Genomic DNA, 19,312 nt, shown 5'->3' with positions numbered 1-19,312 from the left:
AGTGGCTTCCACCACAGCCCGCCCGGCCCGGCCCTGGTGGGGTGGGCACATGGACACCACCTCGAAGGTCCGGCCGTGCTGATGGGGCTCGGAGTCTCGGTCGCCTGTGCCGTCGGCGCGCTCGTCGCCGCGGCCGGTGTCGTCGCGATGGCGCTTCCCGGTCGGCCGGCCTGTCGCGACGGATTCGACGAGGCCACGCGGGACGGGTTGTCCCATCACCGGGCTAGCCCCGCCCTCGCCCTGACCGCCGCCCTGCCCGTCATCGGCGTGGGCTACGCGAGCGAACTGCGCGCCCGGAAGACGGCCCTGACGTCATGACTCTGCTCCCGGTCTTCGTCGTCCTGGTGGTCGGCTGGGTCGCGCTGCGGGGGCTGCTGGTGCATCCGCTGCTGCCGCTGTGGGTGAAGACCTCGGTCTTCTGGTCGGTGCCGCTCGGCGCCCTCACCTGGGGGTTCATCATGGTGGCGGACGAGCCCGTGCTGTTCCCGGAGACCGCCCCCTGCCCCCGGGAGCCGTACCTCGAGGGCGTCATGGGGAGCGGAAAGGTCACGGGGGTCTCCACCCCGTTTCCGCCGCGGGCCTACTGCCTGTGGGAGGACGGCACCGTCTACGAGCTCACGCCCGGAGCCGAGTTCCTCTTCTGGCTCTTCTTCGCCCTGACCGTCGTACCGCTCGCGGCCGGGCTGTGGCACGCCCTGCGGGATCCGAGGTCGCTGCTGCGGTAGGCGGGCCCCGTACCCGGACGGGTACGGGGCCGTTCCGCTATCCGAGCGCTTCCGCCAGGGGCTTCGGCAGCTCCCCGGTGTGCAGCACGCCCAGCCGCTGGGTGGCCCGGGTCAGGGCCACGTACAGGTCGCTGGTGCCGTAGCGGCCGGGCTCGACCACGAGGACGGAGTCGAACTCCAGGCCCTTGGCCTGACGGGGGTCGAGCAGGACCACCGTCCGCGTGAGGTCGGGTTCGGCGCCCGCCGTCACACCGTCCAGCCGGGCCGCGAGGGAGCGGTGGAGGTCGCGCGGCGCGATCACCGCGAGCCTGCCTTCGGCCGGGGTGAGCTCCCCGACCGCCTTGGCGACGGCGCCCGGAAGGTCGTCGGTGGCACGCGCCCAGGGGCGTACGCCGGTCGAGCGGACCGAGCTGGGCGGCTCGAAGTCCGGGTGCTCGGCGCGCACCACGGCCGCGGCGACGTCCATGATCTCGGCCGGGGTGCGGTAGTTGACGCCCAGGCGGGTGTGCTCCCAGCGGTCCTCCACGTACGGCGAGAGGATGCCCGACCAGGAACCGACCCCGGCGGCCTCCGCCGTCTGGGCCGGATCGCCGACCAGGGTCATCGAGCGGGTCGGGCTGCGCCGCATCAGCAGCCGCCAGGCCATCGGCGACAGCTCCTGCGCCTCGTCGACGATGATGTGCCCGAACGCCCAGGTGCGGTCGGCGGCGGCGCGTTCGGCGGCACTGCGGTGGTCGTCCTCCTCGTGCCGCTCGGCGAACCGCTCGGCGTCGATGATGTCGTGCGCGGACAGCACCTCGGAGCTCTCGGGGTCGTCCTCCTCCTTGTCCTCGAACTCATAGGTCCGGGACGCGTAGGACACGTCGAGCACGCCCTGGGCGTAGGCGATCTGCCGCTGCCGCTCGCGCTCGGCGCGGTTGCGGGCGATCCGGTCGTCCTCGCCGAGGAGTTCGGCGGCCTCGTCGAGCAGCGGCACGTCCGCGACCGTCCAGCGCCGGGTCACCGGGCGGCGTACGGCGTCGGCGTCCTCGGCGGGCAGGAACTCCTCGGGCGCGGCGAGGAGGTCGGCGACGAGCCGCTGTGGGGTCAGCAGCGGCCACAGTCGGTCGACGGCCGCCCAGACCTCGGGGTTCTCGGCGAGGTCGTCGCGGATCTGGGTGACGTCGCTGGGGTCGAGCAGGCTGGACCCGTCGAAGGGGTCCGTGCCGATCCGCTCGGCGTACAGGTCGGTGAGGGCGTTGAGGATGTGGCCCTCGAAGTGCTCGCGGGCGGCGTTGTGCGGCAGCTTGGCGGCGCGGGTGCGTTCGCGGGCCATGTTGACCAGGCCGTCGTCGAGCATGAGGACCTCGCGGTCGTGCTCGATCGTGATCACGGGGTCGGGCAGCGCCTGCCGGCGGCGCACGGCCTCGGCGAGCACGTCGGCCATGCCGGCGCGGCCCTTCACCGCGGCCGCCTCGGGCGTGTCGGTCGCGGTCGCCTTCACCCCGGGGAACAGCTCGCCCACGGTCGCCAGGAGCACACCGGTCTCGCCGAGGGAGGGCAGCACCTCGCCGATGTAGCCGAGGAACGCCGGGTTGGGCCCGACGATCAGCACGGCCCGCTTGGCGAGCAGCTCCCGGTGCTCGTACAGCAGGTAGGCGGCGCGGTGCAGGGCGACGGCCGTCTTGCCGGTGCCGGGGCCGCCCTCCACCACCATGACGCCGCGGTGCGGGGCGCGGATGATGCGGTCCTGGTCGGCCTGGATGGTCTGCACGATGTCGCCCATGCGGCCGGTGCGCGCCGAGTCGAGGGCGGCGAGCAGCACGGCGTCGCCCGTCGGGTCCTCGTGGCCGGTGCGGGTCGCGTCGCCGAGGTCGAGGATCTCGTCGTGCAGCTGGGTGACCCGGCGGCCGTCGGTGGCGATGTGCCGACGGCGCCTGAGGCCCATCGTGGTGTGCCCGGTGGCCAGGTAGAAGGGGCGGGCGACATCGGCGCGCCAGTCGATGAGCACCGGGGTGCGCTCGGCGTCGTCGGTGCGCAGGCCGATGCGGCCGATGTGGTGGGTGACGCCCGAGGTGAGGTCGATCCGGCCGAAGCACAGGGAGCCGTCCACCGCGTTCAGCGCGGCGAGCAGCCCGGAGCGCTCGGCGACGAGGATGTCCCGCTCGAGTCTGGCCTGCTGGGGCGTGTTGCCCTGCGCGAGCGCGTTCGCGACGGAGGTCTCGGCGTCGCCGCGCAGCGCGTCCACGCGCGCGTACAACCCGTCGATGAATTCTTGTTCCTGTCGCAATTCATCGTCCGGAAATTCGGTGTTTGACAATTCCGCTCCCGCCCGGATATACTGTGCTCACTGAACTTCACGTGACCGCAATCTGCTTGAAGTCACGAACAGACAAATATACGCAAGGAAATCCCCCGAGCGCAATTGCTCGGGGGATTTCCTGTTGTCCGGGCGGGTCGCCTACATCACGTCGGCCAGCTCCTCCAGCAGTTTCCGCTTGGCCCGCGCGCCGACCATCGCCTTCACGGGCTCACCACCGCGGAAGACCATGAAAGTCGGCATGGACAGCACCTTGTAGGCGTTGGTCGTCGCCGGATTGGAGTCCACGTCGAGCTGCACCACCTTCAGCCGGTCGCCCTCCTCGGCGGCGAGGGCCTTGAGCACCGGCCCCATCTGCCGGCACGGCGGGCACCAGTCGGCGGTGAACTCCACCAGCACCGGAAGCCCGGCGCCGATCACCTCCGCCTCGAAGTCCGCGTCCGTCACATCTGTCACACCGGTCACACCGGTCGCTCCGGTCACCATGGGTCCCCTCCCAGCTCGCATGCGGGCTCCGGACCGCCCGGAACCTCCGCCTCGGCGGCCAGCTCGGCCCGCGCCAGCTCGGCCCGCTCCAGCTGCCGCGCGACGGTGTCCCGCACGCCGGTCAACTGGCCGATCAGCGCGTCGAGTTCGCCCAGCTTGCGCCGGTAGACCGCGAGCGACGCCGGGCACGAGTCGCCCTCGGGATGCCCGGCGCGCAGGCACTCGACGAAGGGCCGCGTCTCCTCCAGGTCGAATCCGAAGTCCTGGAGCGTCCTGATCTGCCGCAGCAGGCGCAGGTCGCTCTCGTCATAGGTCCGGTATCCGTTGCCCGCGCGCCGCGCGGGCAGCAGCCCGCGCGCCTCGTAGTACCGCAGCGTCCGCGTCGTGGTCCCGGCCCGTGCGGCCAGCTCGCCGATTCGCATACGGTCGAACGTAATCCTTGACCCCGGCGTCAAGGCAACAGCGGTTTCCGCTCCACCGGGGAGGTCAGCACGATCGACGTCGTGGTGCGGCCGAGCGCGGAGACGGCCTCCAGGACCTCCTCCAGATGGACGGTGTCCCGCACCGCGACCTTGAGGATCCAGCAGTCCTCCCCCACCACGTGGTGCACCTCGGTGATCTCGGGACGCCCGATCAGCTCCAGGGTCCTGGGGTGCTTCAGGTTGTAGCCGCCGTGCGGGTTGACGCGGATGAACGCCTGGATGCCGTAGCCGAGCCGGGACGGCACGACATGGGCGCCGTAGCCGCTGATCACGCCCGCCGCCTCCAGCCGCCGCACCCGCTCGGTGACGGCCGCGGGGCTCAGCCTGACCCGGCGGCCCAGCTCGCTGAGCTTGATCCGGCCGTCCGTCTGGAGCAGCTGGAGGATCTGCCGGTCCAGCGCGTCGAAGCCCACCGATGTTTCGTCGGCGGCGGTCCGAAACTGCCGTTGTTCTTTCGGCGCGGCGGCCTGAACTCCCATGGTTCCCCCTTCAGAGCGTGGATGTACGCCGGGAGAATTATGGCCATGGAAAAGGCCCTGAACGTCCTGGTCATCGGCGGCAACCGTTACGTCGGTAAGCGTTTGATCGCCCGGCTGCTCGCCGAAGGCCACCGCGTCACCGTACTGAACCGGGGTTCCTCCCCGCCGCCCGCCGGGGTGGAGCACCTGCGCGCCGACCGGGACGACGAACGGTCGCTGACCGAGGCGCTCGGCTCCCGCGTCTTCGACGTCGTCGTCGACCAGGTCTGCTACACCCCGCGCCAGGCCGCGATCGCCCGCCGCGTCTTCACCGGCCGTACGCGCCGCTATGTGATGACGTCGACGGTCGAGGTGTACGAGTACGAGGATTCCCCCGCTCCGGTGCGCGAGGAGGCCGTCGACCCGTCCACCGTCCCCGTCGACCTGGACCTGGCCTGGGACGACCCCGCGTTCGTCGAGGCTCATTACGGGGAGGGCAAACGGCAGGCCGAGGCGGTTCTCGCGGCCGGAGCGGAGTTCGAGTCCACGATGGTGCGGGTCGCCCATGTGCTGGGCGGGGACGACGACTTCACGGGCAGGCTGGCCCACTACGCCGAGCGGATACGCACCGGCGAGCCGATCGCCGTGCCGGCGGTGAACCGGCCCGCCACCTACGGGTACGTCGAGGAGATCGCCCGGTTCCTGGCCTGGACGGCGGGCGAGGACTTCACCGGGCCGGTGAACGCCGCCTCACGCGGGATGCTGAGCACCGAGGAGTTGTGCGCGGCGGTGGCCGCCCATGTCCCCGGCGGCCGGGCCGTGTTCCGGCCCGTGGAGGTCGGTGAGGTCTCGCCGTTCTCCTTCCGCCGCTCCTACGGCATGGACAACGGCCGTGCCGCCCGGCTCGGTTTCACCTTCGGCGACGCCCGGCAGTGGCTGCCGCGTGCCGTCGCGGAGACGCTCGGGAAGGGCGACTGACATGCGGTACAGGGCACTTGGCGGACTGCGGGTGAGCGCGGTCGGGCTCGGCGCGATGCCGCTGTCCATCGAGGGCCGGCCGGACGAGGAGCGCGCCCTGGCCACCGTGCACGCCGCGCTCGACGCCGGCGTGACGCTCCTGGACACGGCCGACTCGTACCATCTGCCGGGCGCCGAGCCCGGGCACAACGAACGTCTGGTGGCCCGCGCGTTGGCCACCTACGGCGGTGACACCTCCGGCGTCCTGGTGGCGACGAAGGGCGGACGCGGCCGGCCGGCGGGCGGTGACTGGACGGTGAACGGCTCACCCCGCCACCTCAAGGCCGCCGCCGAGGCGTCGCGCAAGCGGCTCGGGGTGGAGGCGATCGGCCTCTACCAGCTGCACAAGCCGGACCCCACGGTGCCCTTCGAGGAGTCGGTCGGCGCGCTGCGCGAGCTGCTCGACGCGGGCACGATCCGGCTGGCCGGTGTGTCCAACGTGGACGCGGACCAGATCCGCAGGGCCCGCGAGATCCTCGGCGACCGGCTGGTGGCGGTGCAGAACCGGTACTCCCCCGCCGTCCGGGACAGCGAGCCGGCCTTGCGGCTGAGCGCGGAGCTGGGGCTGGCGTTCCTGCCGTGGAGTCCGCTGGGCGGGCTGGCCCGCAGCTCCCTGGACGGACCGTCGCGCACGGAGGGGGAGCAGCGCTTCGCCGCCTTCCACGCGGTGGCGGCGGAACGCGGTGTCAGTGCCCAGCAGGTCGCGCTGGCCTGGCTGCTGGCCCGGTCGCCGGTGGTCATCCCGATCCCTGGGGCGAGCCGGCCGCGGACGATCAGGGACTCTGCCGCCGCGGCGGACCTGCTGCTGACGCAGGAGGAGCGGGCCCGGCTGGACGCGGCGGCCGGGGCGGCGTAGGACCGGCCGGGCCGACGTGGGACCGGCCGCGACTGCGACGCCGCCCGCATCAGGGCGACACGCCACGCCCGCGAACTGCCCGGGACGTCCCCGGGGGCCCGCCTGCCCCGAGCGCCCCGGGATGCCGCCGGCCCCGAGCGCCCCCCGCGATGCCGCCCGCCCAGAGCGCCCCTGGGATCCCGCCTGCCCGGAGCGTCCCTGGCATCCCGCATGCCCGGCGGGCGGGCGGTTTCCTGCGCACGGCCGAGGGAGTGTCCGTGAAGCCCCGCCTGCCCGGCGAGCGGGCGGGCGGGGCTTCCGGGTGGCCCTACCGAGATCCGGCGGACTCCAGTTCCCTGCTCTCCTCGTTCTCTTCGGCGGGCTCGGCCACCGCCTTCTCCTTGCCGGGCAGCAGCAGCGCCACCACCACCGTGCCGACGCCCAGGATCACGGCCCCGATCAGGCTGGTGTGCGCGACCGCGTCGGAGAAGGAGGACCCGACCGCGTCGGCCATCCGGCGGGCTCCGCCGCCGAGTTGCCCGGCCTGTGCCCGGAGCCGCTCCGCCTGCTGGGGGTCGCTCGTGTGCGCGGCCTGCTCGGCGAGCTGCCGGGCCTTGTCGCCGATGCCCCGGGCGACGGCGTACCCGGCCCCGACGGAGTCCTGGGCCGTCGAGAGGGTGGACGCGGGGAGCTTGCTGCCGGCCGTCGCGTCCGAGAGGTGGCCGGAGTACGAGGTCGCCAGCAGCGAGCCGAGGATGGCGATGCCCAGCGAACCGCCGAGCTCCAGCGACGTGTCGTTCACCGCGCCGCCGACGCCCAGCTCCGACTCCGGGAACGCCCCCATGATCGCGTCCGTGCAGGGCGAGAGCGCGAGTCCGATCGAGAGGCCGAGGACGACCAGGGGCGCGACGAAGTCGCCGTACGACGAACCGGCGTCGACCCGAGTGAGCAGCGCCAGGGCCGCCGTGCCGCCGACCATGCCCGCCGTGACGGTCCACTTCATGCCGACCCGGGGCGTGAGGAAGCCGGTGAGGGCCGACCCCACGAACACCGCGCCCGCCAGCGGCAGCATGCGCAGACCCGTGTCCAGGGCGTCGTAGCCGAGGACGAACTGGAGGTGCTGCGTCAGGTAGTAGAAGGCGCCGAAGACCGCCAGGAAGAACAGGGCGACGGCGAGGTTGGAGCCGGCGAAGCCGCGGTTGGTGAAGCGGCGGACATCGAGCAGCGGGCGCGGGTGGCGCAGCTCCCACAGGACGAAGGTGACGAGCCCGGCTCCGGCGACGACCGCCGCGGTGACGGCCTTGACGCCCCAGCCGAAGTGCGGCCCCTCGATGATCATGTAGACCAGCGCGGCGATCCACACCACCGACAGCAGCCCGCCGCCGTAGTCGATGCGCCCGCGGTCCGCGGCCCTGGACGGCGGTACGAGGACGAAGGCGCCGGCGAGGGCGAGGACGGCGACAGGGACGTTGATGAGGAACGTCGACGACCAGCCGTGGTCCTCCAGCAGCGCCCCGGCGACCAGCGGCCCGGCCGCGATGGCGAGTCCGGCCGTGGCGGTCCACAGGGTGATGGCCTTGGCGCGTTCGGCCCGAGGGAAGGTCGCGGCGAGCAGGGACAGCGTGGCGGGCATGATCATCGCCGCGCCCGCGCCCATCACGGCCCGGGCGGCGATGACCGTCGTGGAGCTGTCGGCGAGGTAGCCGAAGACGGAGCCGCCCGCGAACACGACCAGGCCGAGGACGAGAGCGCCCCGGCGGCTGTACTTGTCGCCGATCGCGCCGAGCAGCAGCATCAGCGCGGCGTACGGGACGGTGTAGCCGTCGATCACCCACTGCAGGTCGGCGCTGGACAGGCCGAGGTCCTCGGTCATGGCGGGCGCGGCGACGGTGAGGGCGGTGTTGGCCATCACGATGATCAGCAGGCTGAGGCAGAGCACGAGGAGCGCCCACCAGCGGCGCGGGTAGGGGCGGTCCATCCTCTCGGCCGGTTGGTTCATGACGAGGCGCATGACAGGGGTCGCCTTCCCAGCTCGAAGTTGCACATGGCTGTGCATTTACACAGCGCTGTGCAATCTACGCCTTTGCACAGCACTGTGCAACTCAATGGGGGAAGGGGCACAATGACGTCCATGACCACGGGAACCAGCCGCGCCGACGCCAACCGCCGCCGCATCCTCGACGTCGCCCTCGCCGAGCTGCTGCGCGACCCCGACGCGTCCATGGACCAGATCGCGCGGGCCGCGGGCGTCGTACGGCGGACGGTGTACGGGCACTTCCCGAGCCGCGAGGCGCTGATCAGCACGCTCGTCGACGAGGCCGTGGAGGCGCTGTCGGCCGCGCACGCGGCGGGCCGCGAGGACGTGCGGGAACCGGCGGAGGCGGTGGCGCGCTCGGTACTGGCGGTGTGGGAGATCGCCGACCGCTACCGGCTGCTGGTCGCCCTCGCCCAGCGCACGGTCACCATGCAGGGCATCCGGGAGCGGCTCGCCCCGGTCCGGGACGCGAGCATCGGACTGCTGCAGCAAGGGCTGGACGAGAACGTCTTCAGCTCGCCGCTGCCGGCTCCGGCCCTGGCGTACGTGCACGAGCAGATGCTGTTCGCCGTGATGGAGGCCGTGAACGACGGGCTGCTGGCAGCGCAAGAGGCGGGCCGCTGCGCCGCGGTCACCGTACTGACCGCGGCGGGCGTGCCCGCCTCGAAGGCCACCGAGCTGGTGGCGAAGCTGAACGCGTGAACTTCTCGATGTGTGGACCGGGCGGCTGAGCGACGGGGGGACACCCAGCCGCCCGGATTCTGCGGGGCGGTGCGGCCGTCAGGCCTTCGCCAGCTCCTTCTCGCCGCCCTGCTCGGACACCTCGGCCTCGACGTGGTCGTCGGCCGGGCCGCCGTGGCCGTCGTCCAGCAGCGTCTTCTCGTCGAAGGGCAGCTGACCGGCCAGGACCTGGCCCACCCGCTCCTTGTCGATCTCCTTCGTCCAGGTGCCGATCAGCACGGTGGCCACGGCGTTGCCGGCGAAGTTGGTCAGGGCGCGGGCCTCGCTCATGAAGCGGTCGATGCCGACGATGAGGCCGATGCCGTCCACCAGGGCCGGCTTGTGCGACTGCAGACCGCCCGCCAGCGTGGCCAGACCCGCACCGGTGACACCGGCGGCGCCCTTGGAGGCGAGCAGCAGGAAGAGCAGCAGCGGGATCTGCTCACCGAGCGACATCGGCGTACCCATGGCGTCGGCGATGAACAGCGAGGCCATGGTCATGTAGATCATGGTGCCGTCGAGGTTGAACGAGTAGCCGGTCGGGACGGTGATGCCGACCACGGGCTTGCTGACGCCCAGGTGCTCCATCTTCGCGATGAGCCGCGGCAGCGCGGACTCGGAGGAGGACGTGGACAGGATCAGCAGGAACTCCCGGCCCAGGTACTTGAACAGCGTGAAGATGTTCAGGCCGGAGACCACGCGCAGCAGGGCGCCGAGCACGATGAAGACGAACAGGAAGCAGGTCACGTAGAAGCCGAGCATCAGCACGGCGAGGCTCTTGAGCGCCTCCACGCCGGCGGAGCCGGTGACGGCGGCGATGGCGCCGAAGGCACCGATCGGGGCGGCCCACATGACCATGGCGAGGATGCGGAAGACGAGCCGCTGGATGTGCTCGATGCCGCGCAGGATCGGCTGGCCGGCCGAGCCCATGCCCTGCAGCGCGAAGCCCGCGAGGAGGGCGATCAGCAGGGTCTGGAGCACCGACTCGTTGGTGAAGGCCGACACGATGGTGGTCGGGATGATGCCCAGCAGGAAGTCGGCGGTGTTCGTGCTGGCCTCGGGGTCGATCTGCGCGTGACCGGCGTCCTTGACCGCGTCGGTCATCGCGAGTCCGGTGCCCGGCTCCAGGATGTTGCCGACGACCAGGCCGATACTCAGTGCGACCAGGGACATCACCATGAAGTAGCCCAGGGCGATACCGCCGACGGCTCCGACCTTGGCGGCCTTCCGTACCGAGCCGATGCCCAGCACGATCGTGCAGAAGATGATCGGCGAGATCATCATCTTGATCAGGGCCACGAACCCCGTGCCGATCGGCTTCAGCTCTTGCGCGAAGTCCGGAGCGGCCAGACCCACCGCGATACCGGCGGCGACCGCGATGATCACCGCGATGTAGAGGTAGTGCGTGCGGTCCCGCTTGGGTTTGCGTGCGGCAGGTGCCGTATCGGCTGCGCTGGTCACGGCGGCCCTCCTTGACGACGTCGTCGGCATCACCGGCGTGCGGCTCACGTCCGGGGAGACTCCGGGAAAACTCGGGAAACACCGAGCGGAACCCCCGGAGATGCGTTATGGGGAATGCCGTGACTATGTCGTTCTCTGTGAGCGCGGTCACCCTTCCGTTCATTTAGTTCACAATCAGCCACCAGGCAGACTGACGACATGCGCTTCACCGTCCCCGGTCCCCGCAGTCTGGCGGGCCAGCTCTTCGCCATGCAGGCTGTGCTGATAGCGGTCGTCGTGGCCGGATACGCGCTGTTCTCCTACGTCAGCGACCGCAGCCAGGCGGAAGAGGCCGCGACCCGGCAGGCCAGGGCGGTGGCGCGGTCCGTCGCGGACTCCCCTTCGGTGCTGGCGGCGACCCGCACCCCCGACCCGACGGCCGAGCTCCAGCCGTACGCGCTGAAGGTGATGCGGGACACCGAGGTCGACTTCATCACGATCATGGATCCGCGGGGCATCCGCTGGACGCACCCCGACCCCCGGCAGATCGGCCAGACCTTCCGGGGGCACACCGAGCGGGCCCTGCGGGGCGAGACCTTCACCGAGACCTACACGGGCACGCTCGGCCCGTCGGTCCGCGCGGTCACCCCGATCCAGGACGGCGGCAGGGTGGTCGGCCTGGTCAGCGCGGGGATCCGGGTCGAGCAGATCACCCAGCGGGTCCAGGACCAGCTGACGGCCCTGCTCGGCGTCGCGGCCGGCGCGCTGGTCCTGGGCGCGGTCGGCACGTACGTCGTCAACGCCCGGCTGCGCCGCCACACCCATGGCATGAACGCGACCGAGCTGAGCCGGATGCACGACTACCATCAGGCCGCCCTGCACGCCGTGCGCGAGGGGCTGCTGATGCTGGACGGGCAGTACCGTGTGGCGCTGATCAACGACGGAGGTCGGGAGTTGCTCGGCGTGGCCGGGGACGTGGTGGGCAGGTCGGTGGCGGAGCTGGGGCTGCCGGCCCCGCTGACGGGTGCCCTGCTGGCGTCGGAGCCGCGGGTGGACGAGGTGCATCTCACGGCGTCCCGGGTCCTGGTGATCAACACCTCTCCGGTGTCGGGCGGCGAGCGGCGCGGTACCGTCGTCACCCTGCGCGATGTCACCGAACTCCAGTCACTGATGGGTGAGTTGGACTCCGAGCGGGGCTTCACACAGGCGCTGCGCTCCCAGGCGCACGAGGCGGCGAACCGGCTGCACACGGTGGTGTCGCTGATCGAGCTGGGCCGGGCGGAGGAAGCGGTGGAGTTCGCGACGGCCGAGCTGGAGCTGGCCCAGGCACTGACCGACCAGGTCGTGGCGGCGGTGAGCGAGCCGGTGCTGGCGGCGCTGCTGCTGGGCAAGACGGCCCAGGCGAACGAGCGGGGCGTGGAGCTGATGGTGTCGGAGGACAGCAGCCTGGACGACGGTCTGCTGCCGGAGACCCTGCCGGCGCGGGACCTGGTGACCATCCTCGGCAACCTCATCGACAACGCCGTGGACGCGGCGCAGGGCAGTGCGCGGGCCCGGGTGACGGTGGCGGCGTACACCCAAAACTGCGGCGACGTCCCGGAGCTGGTGCTGCGGGTCTCGGACACGGGCCCGGGCGTGGACCCCGAGCACGCCGAGGCGGTGTTCCAGCGCGGCTTCTCGACGAAACCGGCGGGCCCCGGCGGGCGCGGCCTCGGGCTGGCGCTGGTCCGTCAGGCGGCCCACCGGCACGAGGGCTCCCTGACGGTCGCGGAGGCCGACGGGGGCGGAGCGGAGTTCGAGGTACGGCTGCCGCTGCGGGAGCCGGGGACGACGGCGGACGCGGTGCCGCCGCGGGAGCCGGGGACGCCGGGCGACGCGGTGCCGTCCGAGGCCGCCTCGGTGGCCGGAGCCGCTGGAGGCGACGCATGACGAGCAGCGAGAAGGCCATCCGCGTCCTCGTGGTGGAGGACGACCCGGTCGCCGCGGACGCGCACGTCCTGTACGTCGGCCGGGTGCCCGGGTTCGTGGCCGTGGGCAAGGCGCACACGGGCGCGGAGGCCCGCCGTGCCCTGGAGCGCACCCCGGTGGACCTCCTCCTGCTCGACCTGCACCTGCCGGACGGGCACGGACTGCACCTGGCGCGGTCCCTCAGGGCGGCCGGTCATCACGCGGACGTGATAGCGGTGACGTCGGCCCGCGACCTGGCCGTCGTCCGGGAGGGCGTCTCCCTCGGGGTCGTGCAGTACGTCCTCAAGCCGTTCACCTTCGCGACCCTGCGCGACCGCCTCGTGCGCTACGCCGAGTTCCACGCGGCGGTCGGCGAGGCGAGCGGTCAGGACGAGGTGGACCGGGCGCTCGCGGCCCTGCGCGCCCCGGGCCCGGCCGCGCTGCCCAAGGGGCTGAGCGCGCCGACGCTGGAGCGGGTGACGGTGGCCCTGCGCGACAGCGCGGAGGGCCTGACGGCCGCCGGGGTCGCGGAGACCGTGGGCATCTCCCGCATCACGGCCCGCCGTTACCTGGAGCACCTGGTCGACGCGGGCCGCGCGGCCCGCCGCCCGCAGTACGGCACGGTGGGACGCCCGGAGCTGCAGTACCGCTGGGTCACGGGCCAGTGACGGACCGGCCATGATCGATGACGGACCGCCAGTGGCCGGAGCCCGCACCCTCGAACGCGAGGTCCACGCCGAGCGCACGAGTGCCCGGCGAGCCCCCGCTCGCCGGGCACTTCGCTGATCGACTGCCCTGAGAAGACGGCTCAGCCCGCCGTCCCCTCCGGCAGCACACCCGCCCGGAACGGTTCGACCCCCTCCAGCCTCCGCACCCGCGCCGGCTCGATCAGCAGCATCACCCGGCGCTCACCCGGGAGCAGCCACGGGTAGCGGTCCTCGCCGAGATACTTCCGCGCCAGCCGGTCCATCGCCCGCTCCGCCTCCTCGCCCTCCACGAACCGGACGACCCTGCCCCGGATCTCCGCCCGGTCGTACGGGTTCACGGGGTCGTGGTGCGACAGCGAAACGTACGGATTGCGCCGCAGGTTCTCCTCCTTCACCCGCCCCACCGAGGTGTTGACCATCACGTACTCCCCTTCGATGTCCGCCCACATGGGCGACACCTGGGGCGCCCCGTCCGCCCCCACCGTCGCGAGATGCCAGAAGTTCGGCGCGAGAAGACGCTCGCGAATATGCCCGTTGAGCTTGCCGTTCACGTAAGTCACCGCCTTTCCGGGCCCGTGATCATCGGGCCCGGCGCCATCCTCACCGCGCTCGCACCCCCGCCGACAGACGATCTTCGGCCCCACGTCGAACCCGCCGGTAGCCGTAGCTTCCTACAATCCGTGATCCTGGCCGAACAGACCGTAGTCAGCCTCTCCCGGCCGTCCTAGCTTGTGGGCCGTGCGCCGACCTTCAGCCCGACCGAACCGCCCGTCTCCCTCTCCCCCGACGCAGACCGCCCCCACCACCCGGCCGTTCAACGCCCCCGCCGCCCGCCGGCTGCGCGCGGCCCTCGGCATGGCACCCGAGCACGTCGCCCACGGCATGCGCGTCTCGTACGGACATCCGCACGTCACCCCGGACCACGTGATGGCCTGGGAACGCGGGGCTGCCGCCCCGACCGACTCCGAACTCACCGCGCTCGCGGGCGTCCTGTGGTGCTCGCCCGCCGAACTGATCGGCAGACCGCGCACGCTGCGCGAACACCGCATCGCCCGTTGCCTCGCCCCGGAGGACGTGGCCCGGGCCGTGGGGCACGACGTACACGCGTATCTGCGCATGGAGGAGACCGAAAGCTGGCGCGGCACGGAACGCCAGGCCGCTGCCCTGGCCGATCTGCTCCGGCTCGCACTGCCCGACCTCGTGACCGTCACGGGCCGCGACGCCCGGCTGGGTGACCTGCTGCGCAGCGCCGCGACCACCCGCTGGCAGGCCTACGTCCGCCCGGTGACCAAACTCGTGCCCCTGGAGCGGCGGTTGCTGGAGAACGCCCTGCAGGGCCTGCACGAGGACTACCAGGGCCACATGGCCGCCACCCTGAGCTGGGGCGGCGGCAGCGGCGACGCGGGCGACGCCGGTCGAGACTTCCTCGACCGGATCGTGGAGCACTTCTGGACGAAACTCCAGGACGACACGGGCCCGGGGGCCGGCTAGGAGCACGAGTGCCAGGGCAGCCGCGCCCCGAAACCGCTGCTAGAAGACCGACTCGGCCTCGTCCATCCGGTCCTTGGGCACCGTCTTCAGCTCGGTCACGGCCTCCGCGAGCGGGACCATCACGATGTCCGTCCCTCGCAGAGCCGTCATCCGCCCGAACCGGCCCTGGTGCGCGGCCTCCACCGCGTGCCAGCCGAACCGCGTGGCGAGCACCCGGTCGTAGGCGGTCGGCACACCACCGCGCTGGACGTGGCCGAGGATGACCGGCTTGGCCTCCTTGCCGAGGCGCCGCTCCAGCTCGTGCGCGAGGGCGGTGCCGATGCCCTGGAAGCGCTCGTGGCCGAACTTGTCTATGGCGCCCTTGTTGTAGTCCATGGAGCCCTCGGCGGGGTGGGCGCCCTCGGCGACGCAGACCACCGCGAACTTCTTGCCGCGGGCGAAGCGCTCCTCGACCATCTTCACGAGGTCGGCCGGGTCGAACGGCCGCTCCGGCAGGCAGATCCCGTGCGCACCGGCCGCCATGCCGGACTCCAGGGCGATCCAGCCGGCGTGCCGGCCCATGACCTCCACCACCATCACCCGCTGATGGGACTCGGCGGTGGTCTTCAGCCGGTCCATCGCCTCGGTGGCGACGCCCACCGCGGTGTCGAAGCCGAAGGTGCGGTCCGTGGAGGAGATGTCGTTGTCGATCGTCTTCGGGACGCCCACGACGGGCAGCCCGGCATCGCTCAGCATGCGCGCGGCCGTCAGTGTGCCCTCGCCGCCGATCGGGATCAGCGCGTCGATGCCGAACTGGTGGATCATGTCGGAGGCGTTCTCGCAGGCCTCCCGGAGCCGGTCGCGCTCCAGCCGGGACGAGCCGAGGATCGTGCCGCCACGGGCCAGGATGCCGCTGACGGACTCCAGGTCGAGGCTCCGGTAGCGGCCGTCGAGCAGGCCTGCGTAGCCGTCCTCGAAGCCGATGACCTCGTCGCCGTAGTTGTCGACCGCCCGGTGCACGACCGACCGGATCACGGCGTTCAGGCCGGGGCAGTCGCCGCCTGCGGTGAGAACTCCGATACGCATCGTGCTGTGTCTCCTGCTCGCTGTTGACACCGGTGAGCCACTGCCGATTGTTTCACGCCCCACAGCCCCCTGTGGAACCCCTACGCTGACGGGCGCCTTATCCAGCGGCAGAGGTATTGTCAAGATGGTTCTGCTCACCTCGGTGGGCGATTTTTGTGCCCCGCGGCTGGAAAGCCGTGGGATGAGGCCTCCCCCCACTCCAGACGAAACGGAGAGCGCGCGTGACCCGCAGCGTGTACGTGACCGGCATCGACCGCGGCGACGGACGCCAGGTCGTCGAACTGGGGGTCATGGAGCTCCTCACCCGGCAGGTCGACCGGGTCGGCGTGTTCCGCCCCCTGGTCCACGACGGGCCCGACCGCCTCTTCGAGCTGCTGCGCGCCCGCTACCGGCTCACCCAGGACCCGGCGACCGTCTACGGCATGGACTACCACGAGGCCTCCGCCCTGCAGGCCGAGGCCGGCACCGACGAGCTGGTGTCCACCCTCGTCGACCGCTTCCACCTGGTCGCCCGGGACTACGACGTCGTCCTGGTCCTGGGCACCGACTACGCCGGCACCCAGCTCCCGGACGAGCTGTCGCTCAACGCCCGGCTGGCGAACGAGTTCGGCGCGTCCGTGATCCCGGTCGTCGGCGGCCGCAAGCAGACCGTCGAGTCCGTGCTCGCCGAGACGCGCAACGCCTACCGCGCCTACGCCACCCTGGGCTGCGACGTCCTGGCCATGGTCACCAACCGGGTGGCCCGCGAGGACCGCGACGAGATCGCCGGCCAGCTCGACTCCCGGCTGCCCGTGCCCTGTTACGTGCTGCCCGACGAGCCCGCGCTGTCCGCGCCGACCGTCTCGCAGATCGGCCACGCCCTGGGCGCCAAGGTGGTGCTGGGCGACGACTCGGGGCTCGCCCGGGACGTGCTCGGCTTCGTCTTCGGCGGGGCGATGCTGCCGAACTTCCTGAGCGCCCTGACCCCGGGCTGCCTCGTCGTCACCCCGGGCGACCGCTCCGACCTGGTCGTCGGCTCGCTCGCCGCGCACAGCGCCGGCACCCCGCCGATAGCGGGCGTACTGCTCACCCTGGACGAGGTGCCCGGCGACCACATCCTCACCCTCGCCGACCGCCTCGCCCCCGGCACCCCGGTGCTGTCCGTGGCCGGCACCAGCTTCCCCACCGCCGAGCAGCTGTTCTCCCTGGAGGGCAAGCTGAACGCGGCCACGCCGCGCAAGGCCGAGCGGGCCCTCGGCCTGTTCGAGCGGTACGCCGACACCGCCGACCTCGCCCGCCGGGTCTCCGCGCCGAGCAGCGACCGCGTCACGCCGATGATGTTCGAGCACAAGCTGCTGGAGCAGGCCCGTTCCGACCTGCGCCGGGTCGTCCTGCCCGAGGGCACCGAGGAGCGGGTGCTGCACGCCGCCGAGGTGCTGCTGCGCCGGGGCGTGTGCGAGCTGACGCTGCTCGGCCCGGTCGACCAGATCCGCAAGAAGGCCGCCGACCTCGGCATCGACCTCGGCGAGTCCCGGCTGATCGACCCGGCGACCTCCGAGCTGCGGGACACCTTCGCCGAGCAGTACGCGGCCCTGCGCGCCCACCGGGGCGTCACCGTGGAGCTGGCCTACGACGTCGTCTCCGACGTGAACTACTTCGGCACGCTGATGGTCCAGGAGGGCCTCGCCGACGGCATGGTGTCGGGCTCGGTGCACTCCACGGCCGCGACCATCCGCCCCGCCTTCGAGATCATCAAGACCAAGCCGGACGCCGACATCGTCTCGTCCGTGTTCTTCATGTGCCTGGCCGACAAGGTCCTCGTCTACGGCGACTGCGCGGTCAACCCGGACCCGAACGCCCAGCAGCTCGCCGACATCGCCATCCAGTCGGCGACCACGGCCGAGCAGTTCGGCGTGGAGCCGCGCATCGCGATGCTGTCGTACTCCACCGGCACCTCCGGCTCCGGCGCCGACGTCGACAAGGTGCGCGAGGCCACCGAACTGGTCCGCTCCCGCCGGCCCGACCTGAAGATCGAGGGCCCGATCCAGTACGACGCCGCCGTGGAGCCGTCGGTCGCGGCGACCAAGCTGCCCGGATCCGAGGTCGCCGGGCAGGCGAGCGTGCTGATCTTCCCCGACCTGAACACCGGCAACAACACCTACAAGGCCGTGCAGCGCTCGGCCGGCGCGATCGCCGTCGGCCCGGTGCTCCAGGGTCTGCGCAAGCCGGTCAACGACCTGTCCCGGGGTGCCCTGGTCCAGGACATCGTCAACACGGTCGCCATCACGGCGATCCAGGCCCAGTCCCCCGCCCCGTCCCCGAGCGAGAAGGCGACCGCCCAGTGAGTCCCACCCGTGTCCTCGTCCTCAACTCCGGCTCCTCGTCGGTGAAGTACCAGCTGCTCGACATGCGCGACAGCAGCCGGCTGGCGGTGGGCCTGGTCGAGCGCATCGGCGAGCAGACGTCCCGGCTGAAGCACACCCCGGCCGGCGGCGAAAGCCGGGAGCGCGGCGGGGCGATCGCCGACCACGACGCCGCCCTGAAGGCCGTCGCGGAGGAGCTCGCGAAGGACGGCCTCGGCCTGGACTCGCCCGAACTGGCCGCGATCGGGCACCGGGTGGTGCACGGCGGGAAGCAGTTCACCGAGCCGACCGTCGTCGACGACGCGGTGCTCGCCGAGATCGAACGCCTCATTCCCGTGGCGCCGCTGCACAACCCGGCCAACCTCACCGGCATCCGCACGGCCCGGGCGCTGCGGCCCGACCTGCCGCAGGTCGCCGTCTTCGACACCGCGTTCCACACCACGATGCCGGAGTCGGCCGCCCGCTACGCGATCGACGTCAAGACCGCCGACGAGCACCGCATCCGCCGCTACGGCTTCCACGGCACCTCCCACGCCTACGTCTCCCGGGCCACCGCCGAGCTGCTGGGCAAGGACCCCGCCGAGACGAACGTCATCGTGCTGCACCTGGGCAACGGGGCGTCCGCCTCGGCCGTCCGGGGCGGTCGCTGCGTGGACACCTCCATGGGCCTGACGCCTTTGGAGGGGCTCGTGATGGGTACGCGCTCGGGAGACATGGACCCGGCCGTCATCTTCCATTTGATGCGTGTTGGTGGAATGTCCGCCGACGAGATCGACACTCTTCTCAACAAGAAGAGCGGTCTGATCGGTCTGTGCGGCGACAACGACATGCGGGAGATCCGCCGTCGCGTCGACGAGGGAGACGAGCAGGCGGAGCTGGCGTTCGACATCTACATTCACCGCCTGAAGAAGTACATCGGTGCCTATTACGCCGTCCTCGGACGGGTGGACGCGGTCGCCTTCACCGCCGGTGTGGGCGAGAACGCGGCTCCCGTGCGGGCGGCAGCCCTCGCGGGCCTGGAGGAGCTGGGCCTCGGCGTGGACGACGAGCGCAACGCCGTCCGCGGCGACGAGGCACGGCTGATCTCGCCCGAGGGCGCCCGGGTCGCCGTGGCGGTGGTGCCTACTGACGAGGAATTGGAGATCGCGACACAGACCTACGCGCTGGTAATTGGTTCGGGGAATCACACCTGAGCGGCATCCCGCCCTTTTGTATTTTCCGCCAGACGGAATATTCCCTTGCGAAACAAACCGATAGGATCGC

General features: G+C 71.8%; 18 protein-coding genes. 10 read left to right on the top strand and 8 right to left on the bottom strand.

The genetic code is table 11. The features are described 5' to 3' along the window. The first annotated feature begins 81 nt into the window (after nucleotides 1-81). Nucleotides 82-318 carry a hypothetical protein gene (locus tag ABTX60_RS20930; protein WP_352098491.1) on the top strand — a complete coding sequence of 79 codons (237 nt, stop codon included), beginning with the start codon at nucleotides 82-84 and terminating at the stop codon, nucleotides 316-318. Further along, nucleotides 315-725 (top strand): hypothetical protein, encoded by a 411-nt coding sequence (locus ABTX60_RS20925; protein WP_352098490.1) that lies wholly within the window; start codon nucleotides 315-317, stop codon nucleotides 723-725. Before ABTX60_RS20930 ends, ABTX60_RS20925 begins: the two co-directional genes overlap by 4 nt. Nucleotides 726-762: 37 nt before the next feature. On the opposite strand, the gene ABTX60_RS20920 is transcribed toward ABTX60_RS20925, so the two are convergent. The 4 genes from ABTX60_RS20920 to ABTX60_RS20905 all read right to left on the bottom strand — a co-directional run bounded on the left by ABTX60_RS20920 (nucleotide 763) and on the right by ABTX60_RS20905 (nucleotide 4,471). Next, nucleotides 763-2,994 carry a HelD family protein gene (locus ABTX60_RS20920; RefSeq protein WP_352098489.1) on the bottom strand — a complete coding sequence of 744 codons (2,232 nt, stop codon included), beginning with the start codon at nucleotides 2,992-2,994 and terminating at the stop codon, nucleotides 763-765. Between the two features lie 171 nt (nucleotides 2,995-3,165). After that, on the bottom strand, nucleotides 3,166-3,510 hold the full coding sequence (locus ABTX60_RS20915; RefSeq protein WP_352098488.1) for a thioredoxin family protein: 345 nt from the start codon (nucleotides 3,508-3,510) through the stop codon (nucleotides 3,166-3,168). After that, nucleotides 3,504-3,932 carry a MerR family transcriptional regulator gene (locus ABTX60_RS20910; protein WP_352098487.1) on the bottom strand — a complete coding sequence of 143 codons (429 nt, stop codon included), beginning with the start codon at nucleotides 3,930-3,932 and terminating at the stop codon, nucleotides 3,504-3,506. The genes ABTX60_RS20915 and ABTX60_RS20910 overlap by 7 nt, the downstream gene beginning before the upstream one ends. A 29-nt stretch (nucleotides 3,933-3,961) precedes the next feature. Further along, on the bottom strand, nucleotides 3,962-4,471 hold the full coding sequence (locus tag ABTX60_RS20905; protein ID WP_352098486.1) for an Lrp/AsnC family transcriptional regulator: 510 nt from the start codon (nucleotides 4,469-4,471) through the stop codon (nucleotides 3,962-3,964). Nucleotides 4,472-4,516: 45 nt separating this feature from the next. On the opposite strand from ABTX60_RS20905, the gene ABTX60_RS20900 reads away from it, so the two are divergent. Both ABTX60_RS20900 and ABTX60_RS20895 read left to right on the top strand, forming a co-directional pair. Further along, nucleotides 4,517-5,428: an NAD-dependent epimerase/dehydratase family protein gene (locus tag ABTX60_RS20900; protein WP_352098485.1), complete on the top strand. Its 912-nt coding sequence runs from the start codon at nucleotides 4,517-4,519 to the stop codon at nucleotides 5,426-5,428. A 1-nt stretch (nucleotide 5,429) separates the two neighbouring features. Next, nucleotides 5,430-6,323, top strand: a complete 894-nt coding sequence (locus ABTX60_RS20895; protein ID WP_352098484.1) for an aldo/keto reductase — start codon at nucleotides 5,430-5,432, stop codon at nucleotides 6,321-6,323. 307 nt (nucleotides 6,324-6,630) lie between these two features. Here the strand turns inward: ABTX60_RS20895 and ABTX60_RS20890 are convergent, their stop codons facing one another. Beyond that, nucleotides 6,631-8,313, bottom strand: a complete 1,683-nt coding sequence (locus ABTX60_RS20890) for a DHA2 family efflux MFS transporter permease subunit (protein WP_352098483.1) — start codon at nucleotides 8,311-8,313, stop codon at nucleotides 6,631-6,633. Between the two features lie 111 nt (nucleotides 8,314-8,424). On the opposite strand from ABTX60_RS20890, the gene ABTX60_RS20885 reads away from it, so the two are divergent. Beyond that, nucleotides 8,425-9,039, top strand: coding sequence for a TetR/AcrR family transcriptional regulator (locus tag ABTX60_RS20885; protein WP_352098482.1), 615 nt, complete (start codon nucleotides 8,425-8,427; stop codon nucleotides 9,037-9,039). Between the two features lie 78 nt (nucleotides 9,040-9,117). Here ABTX60_RS20885 and ABTX60_RS20880 read toward each other — a convergent pair whose 3' ends face one another. Next, a complete protein-coding gene (locus tag ABTX60_RS20880; protein ID WP_352098481.1) occupies nucleotides 9,118-10,518 on the bottom strand; it encodes a cation:dicarboxylate symporter family transporter in 1,401 nt (466 codons plus the stop codon). Between the two features lie 198 nt (nucleotides 10,519-10,716). Here ABTX60_RS20880 and ABTX60_RS20875 point away from each other — a divergent pair, with 198 nt between their 5' ends. Both ABTX60_RS20875 and ABTX60_RS20870 read left to right on the top strand, forming a co-directional pair. Beyond that, nucleotides 10,717-12,426, top strand: coding sequence for an ATP-binding protein (locus ABTX60_RS20875; RefSeq protein WP_352098480.1), 1,710 nt, complete (start codon nucleotides 10,717-10,719; stop codon nucleotides 12,424-12,426). After that, entirely contained in the window at nucleotides 12,423-13,112 is a 690-nt protein-coding gene (locus tag ABTX60_RS20870; protein WP_352098479.1) for a response regulator, read from the top strand. Before ABTX60_RS20875 ends, ABTX60_RS20870 begins: the two co-directional genes overlap by 4 nt. A gap of 140 nt (nucleotides 13,113-13,252) precedes the next feature. Here the strand turns inward: ABTX60_RS20870 and ABTX60_RS20865 are convergent, their stop codons facing one another. Then, entirely contained in the window at nucleotides 13,253-13,711 is a 459-nt protein-coding gene (locus tag ABTX60_RS20865; RefSeq protein ID WP_352098478.1) for a PPOX class F420-dependent oxidoreductase, read from the bottom strand. Nucleotides 13,712-13,889: 178 nt separating this feature from the next. On the opposite strand from ABTX60_RS20865, the gene ABTX60_RS20860 reads away from it, so the two are divergent. Beyond that, nucleotides 13,890-14,642, top strand: a complete 753-nt coding sequence (locus ABTX60_RS20860; RefSeq protein ID WP_352098477.1) for a helix-turn-helix domain-containing protein — start codon at nucleotides 13,890-13,892, stop codon at nucleotides 14,640-14,642. 39 nt (nucleotides 14,643-14,681) lie between these two features. Here the strand turns inward: ABTX60_RS20860 and ABTX60_RS20855 are convergent, their stop codons facing one another. After that, nucleotides 14,682-15,707, bottom strand: coding sequence for an ATP-dependent 6-phosphofructokinase (locus ABTX60_RS20855; protein WP_352098476.1), 1,026 nt, complete (start codon nucleotides 15,705-15,707; stop codon nucleotides 14,682-14,684). A 221-nt stretch (nucleotides 15,708-15,928) separates the two neighbouring features. Here ABTX60_RS20855 and pta point away from each other — a divergent pair, with 221 nt between their 5' ends. Both pta and ABTX60_RS20845 read left to right on the top strand, forming a co-directional pair. Further along, the gene (gene pta / locus ABTX60_RS20850) at nucleotides 15,929-18,031 is read left to right on the top strand and encodes a phosphate acetyltransferase (RefSeq protein ID WP_352098475.1); all 2,103 of its coding nucleotides are present in this window, start codon (nucleotides 15,929-15,931) and stop codon (nucleotides 18,029-18,031) included. Continuing rightward, the gene (locus ABTX60_RS20845) at nucleotides 18,028-19,242 is read left to right on the top strand and encodes an acetate kinase (protein WP_352098474.1); all 1,215 of its coding nucleotides are present in this window, start codon (nucleotides 18,028-18,030) and stop codon (nucleotides 19,240-19,242) included. The genes pta and ABTX60_RS20845 overlap by 4 nt, the downstream gene beginning before the upstream one ends. Nucleotides 19,243-19,312: the final 70 nt, after the last annotated feature.

Source organism: Streptomyces sp. NPDC126510, from assembly GCF_040302345.1.
Classification (GTDB): Bacteria; Actinomycetota; Actinomycetes; order Streptomycetales; family Streptomycetaceae; genus Streptomyces.
Note: the sequence above shows the minus strand (reverse complement) of the source record. Positions and strands in the feature narration are given on the sequence as shown.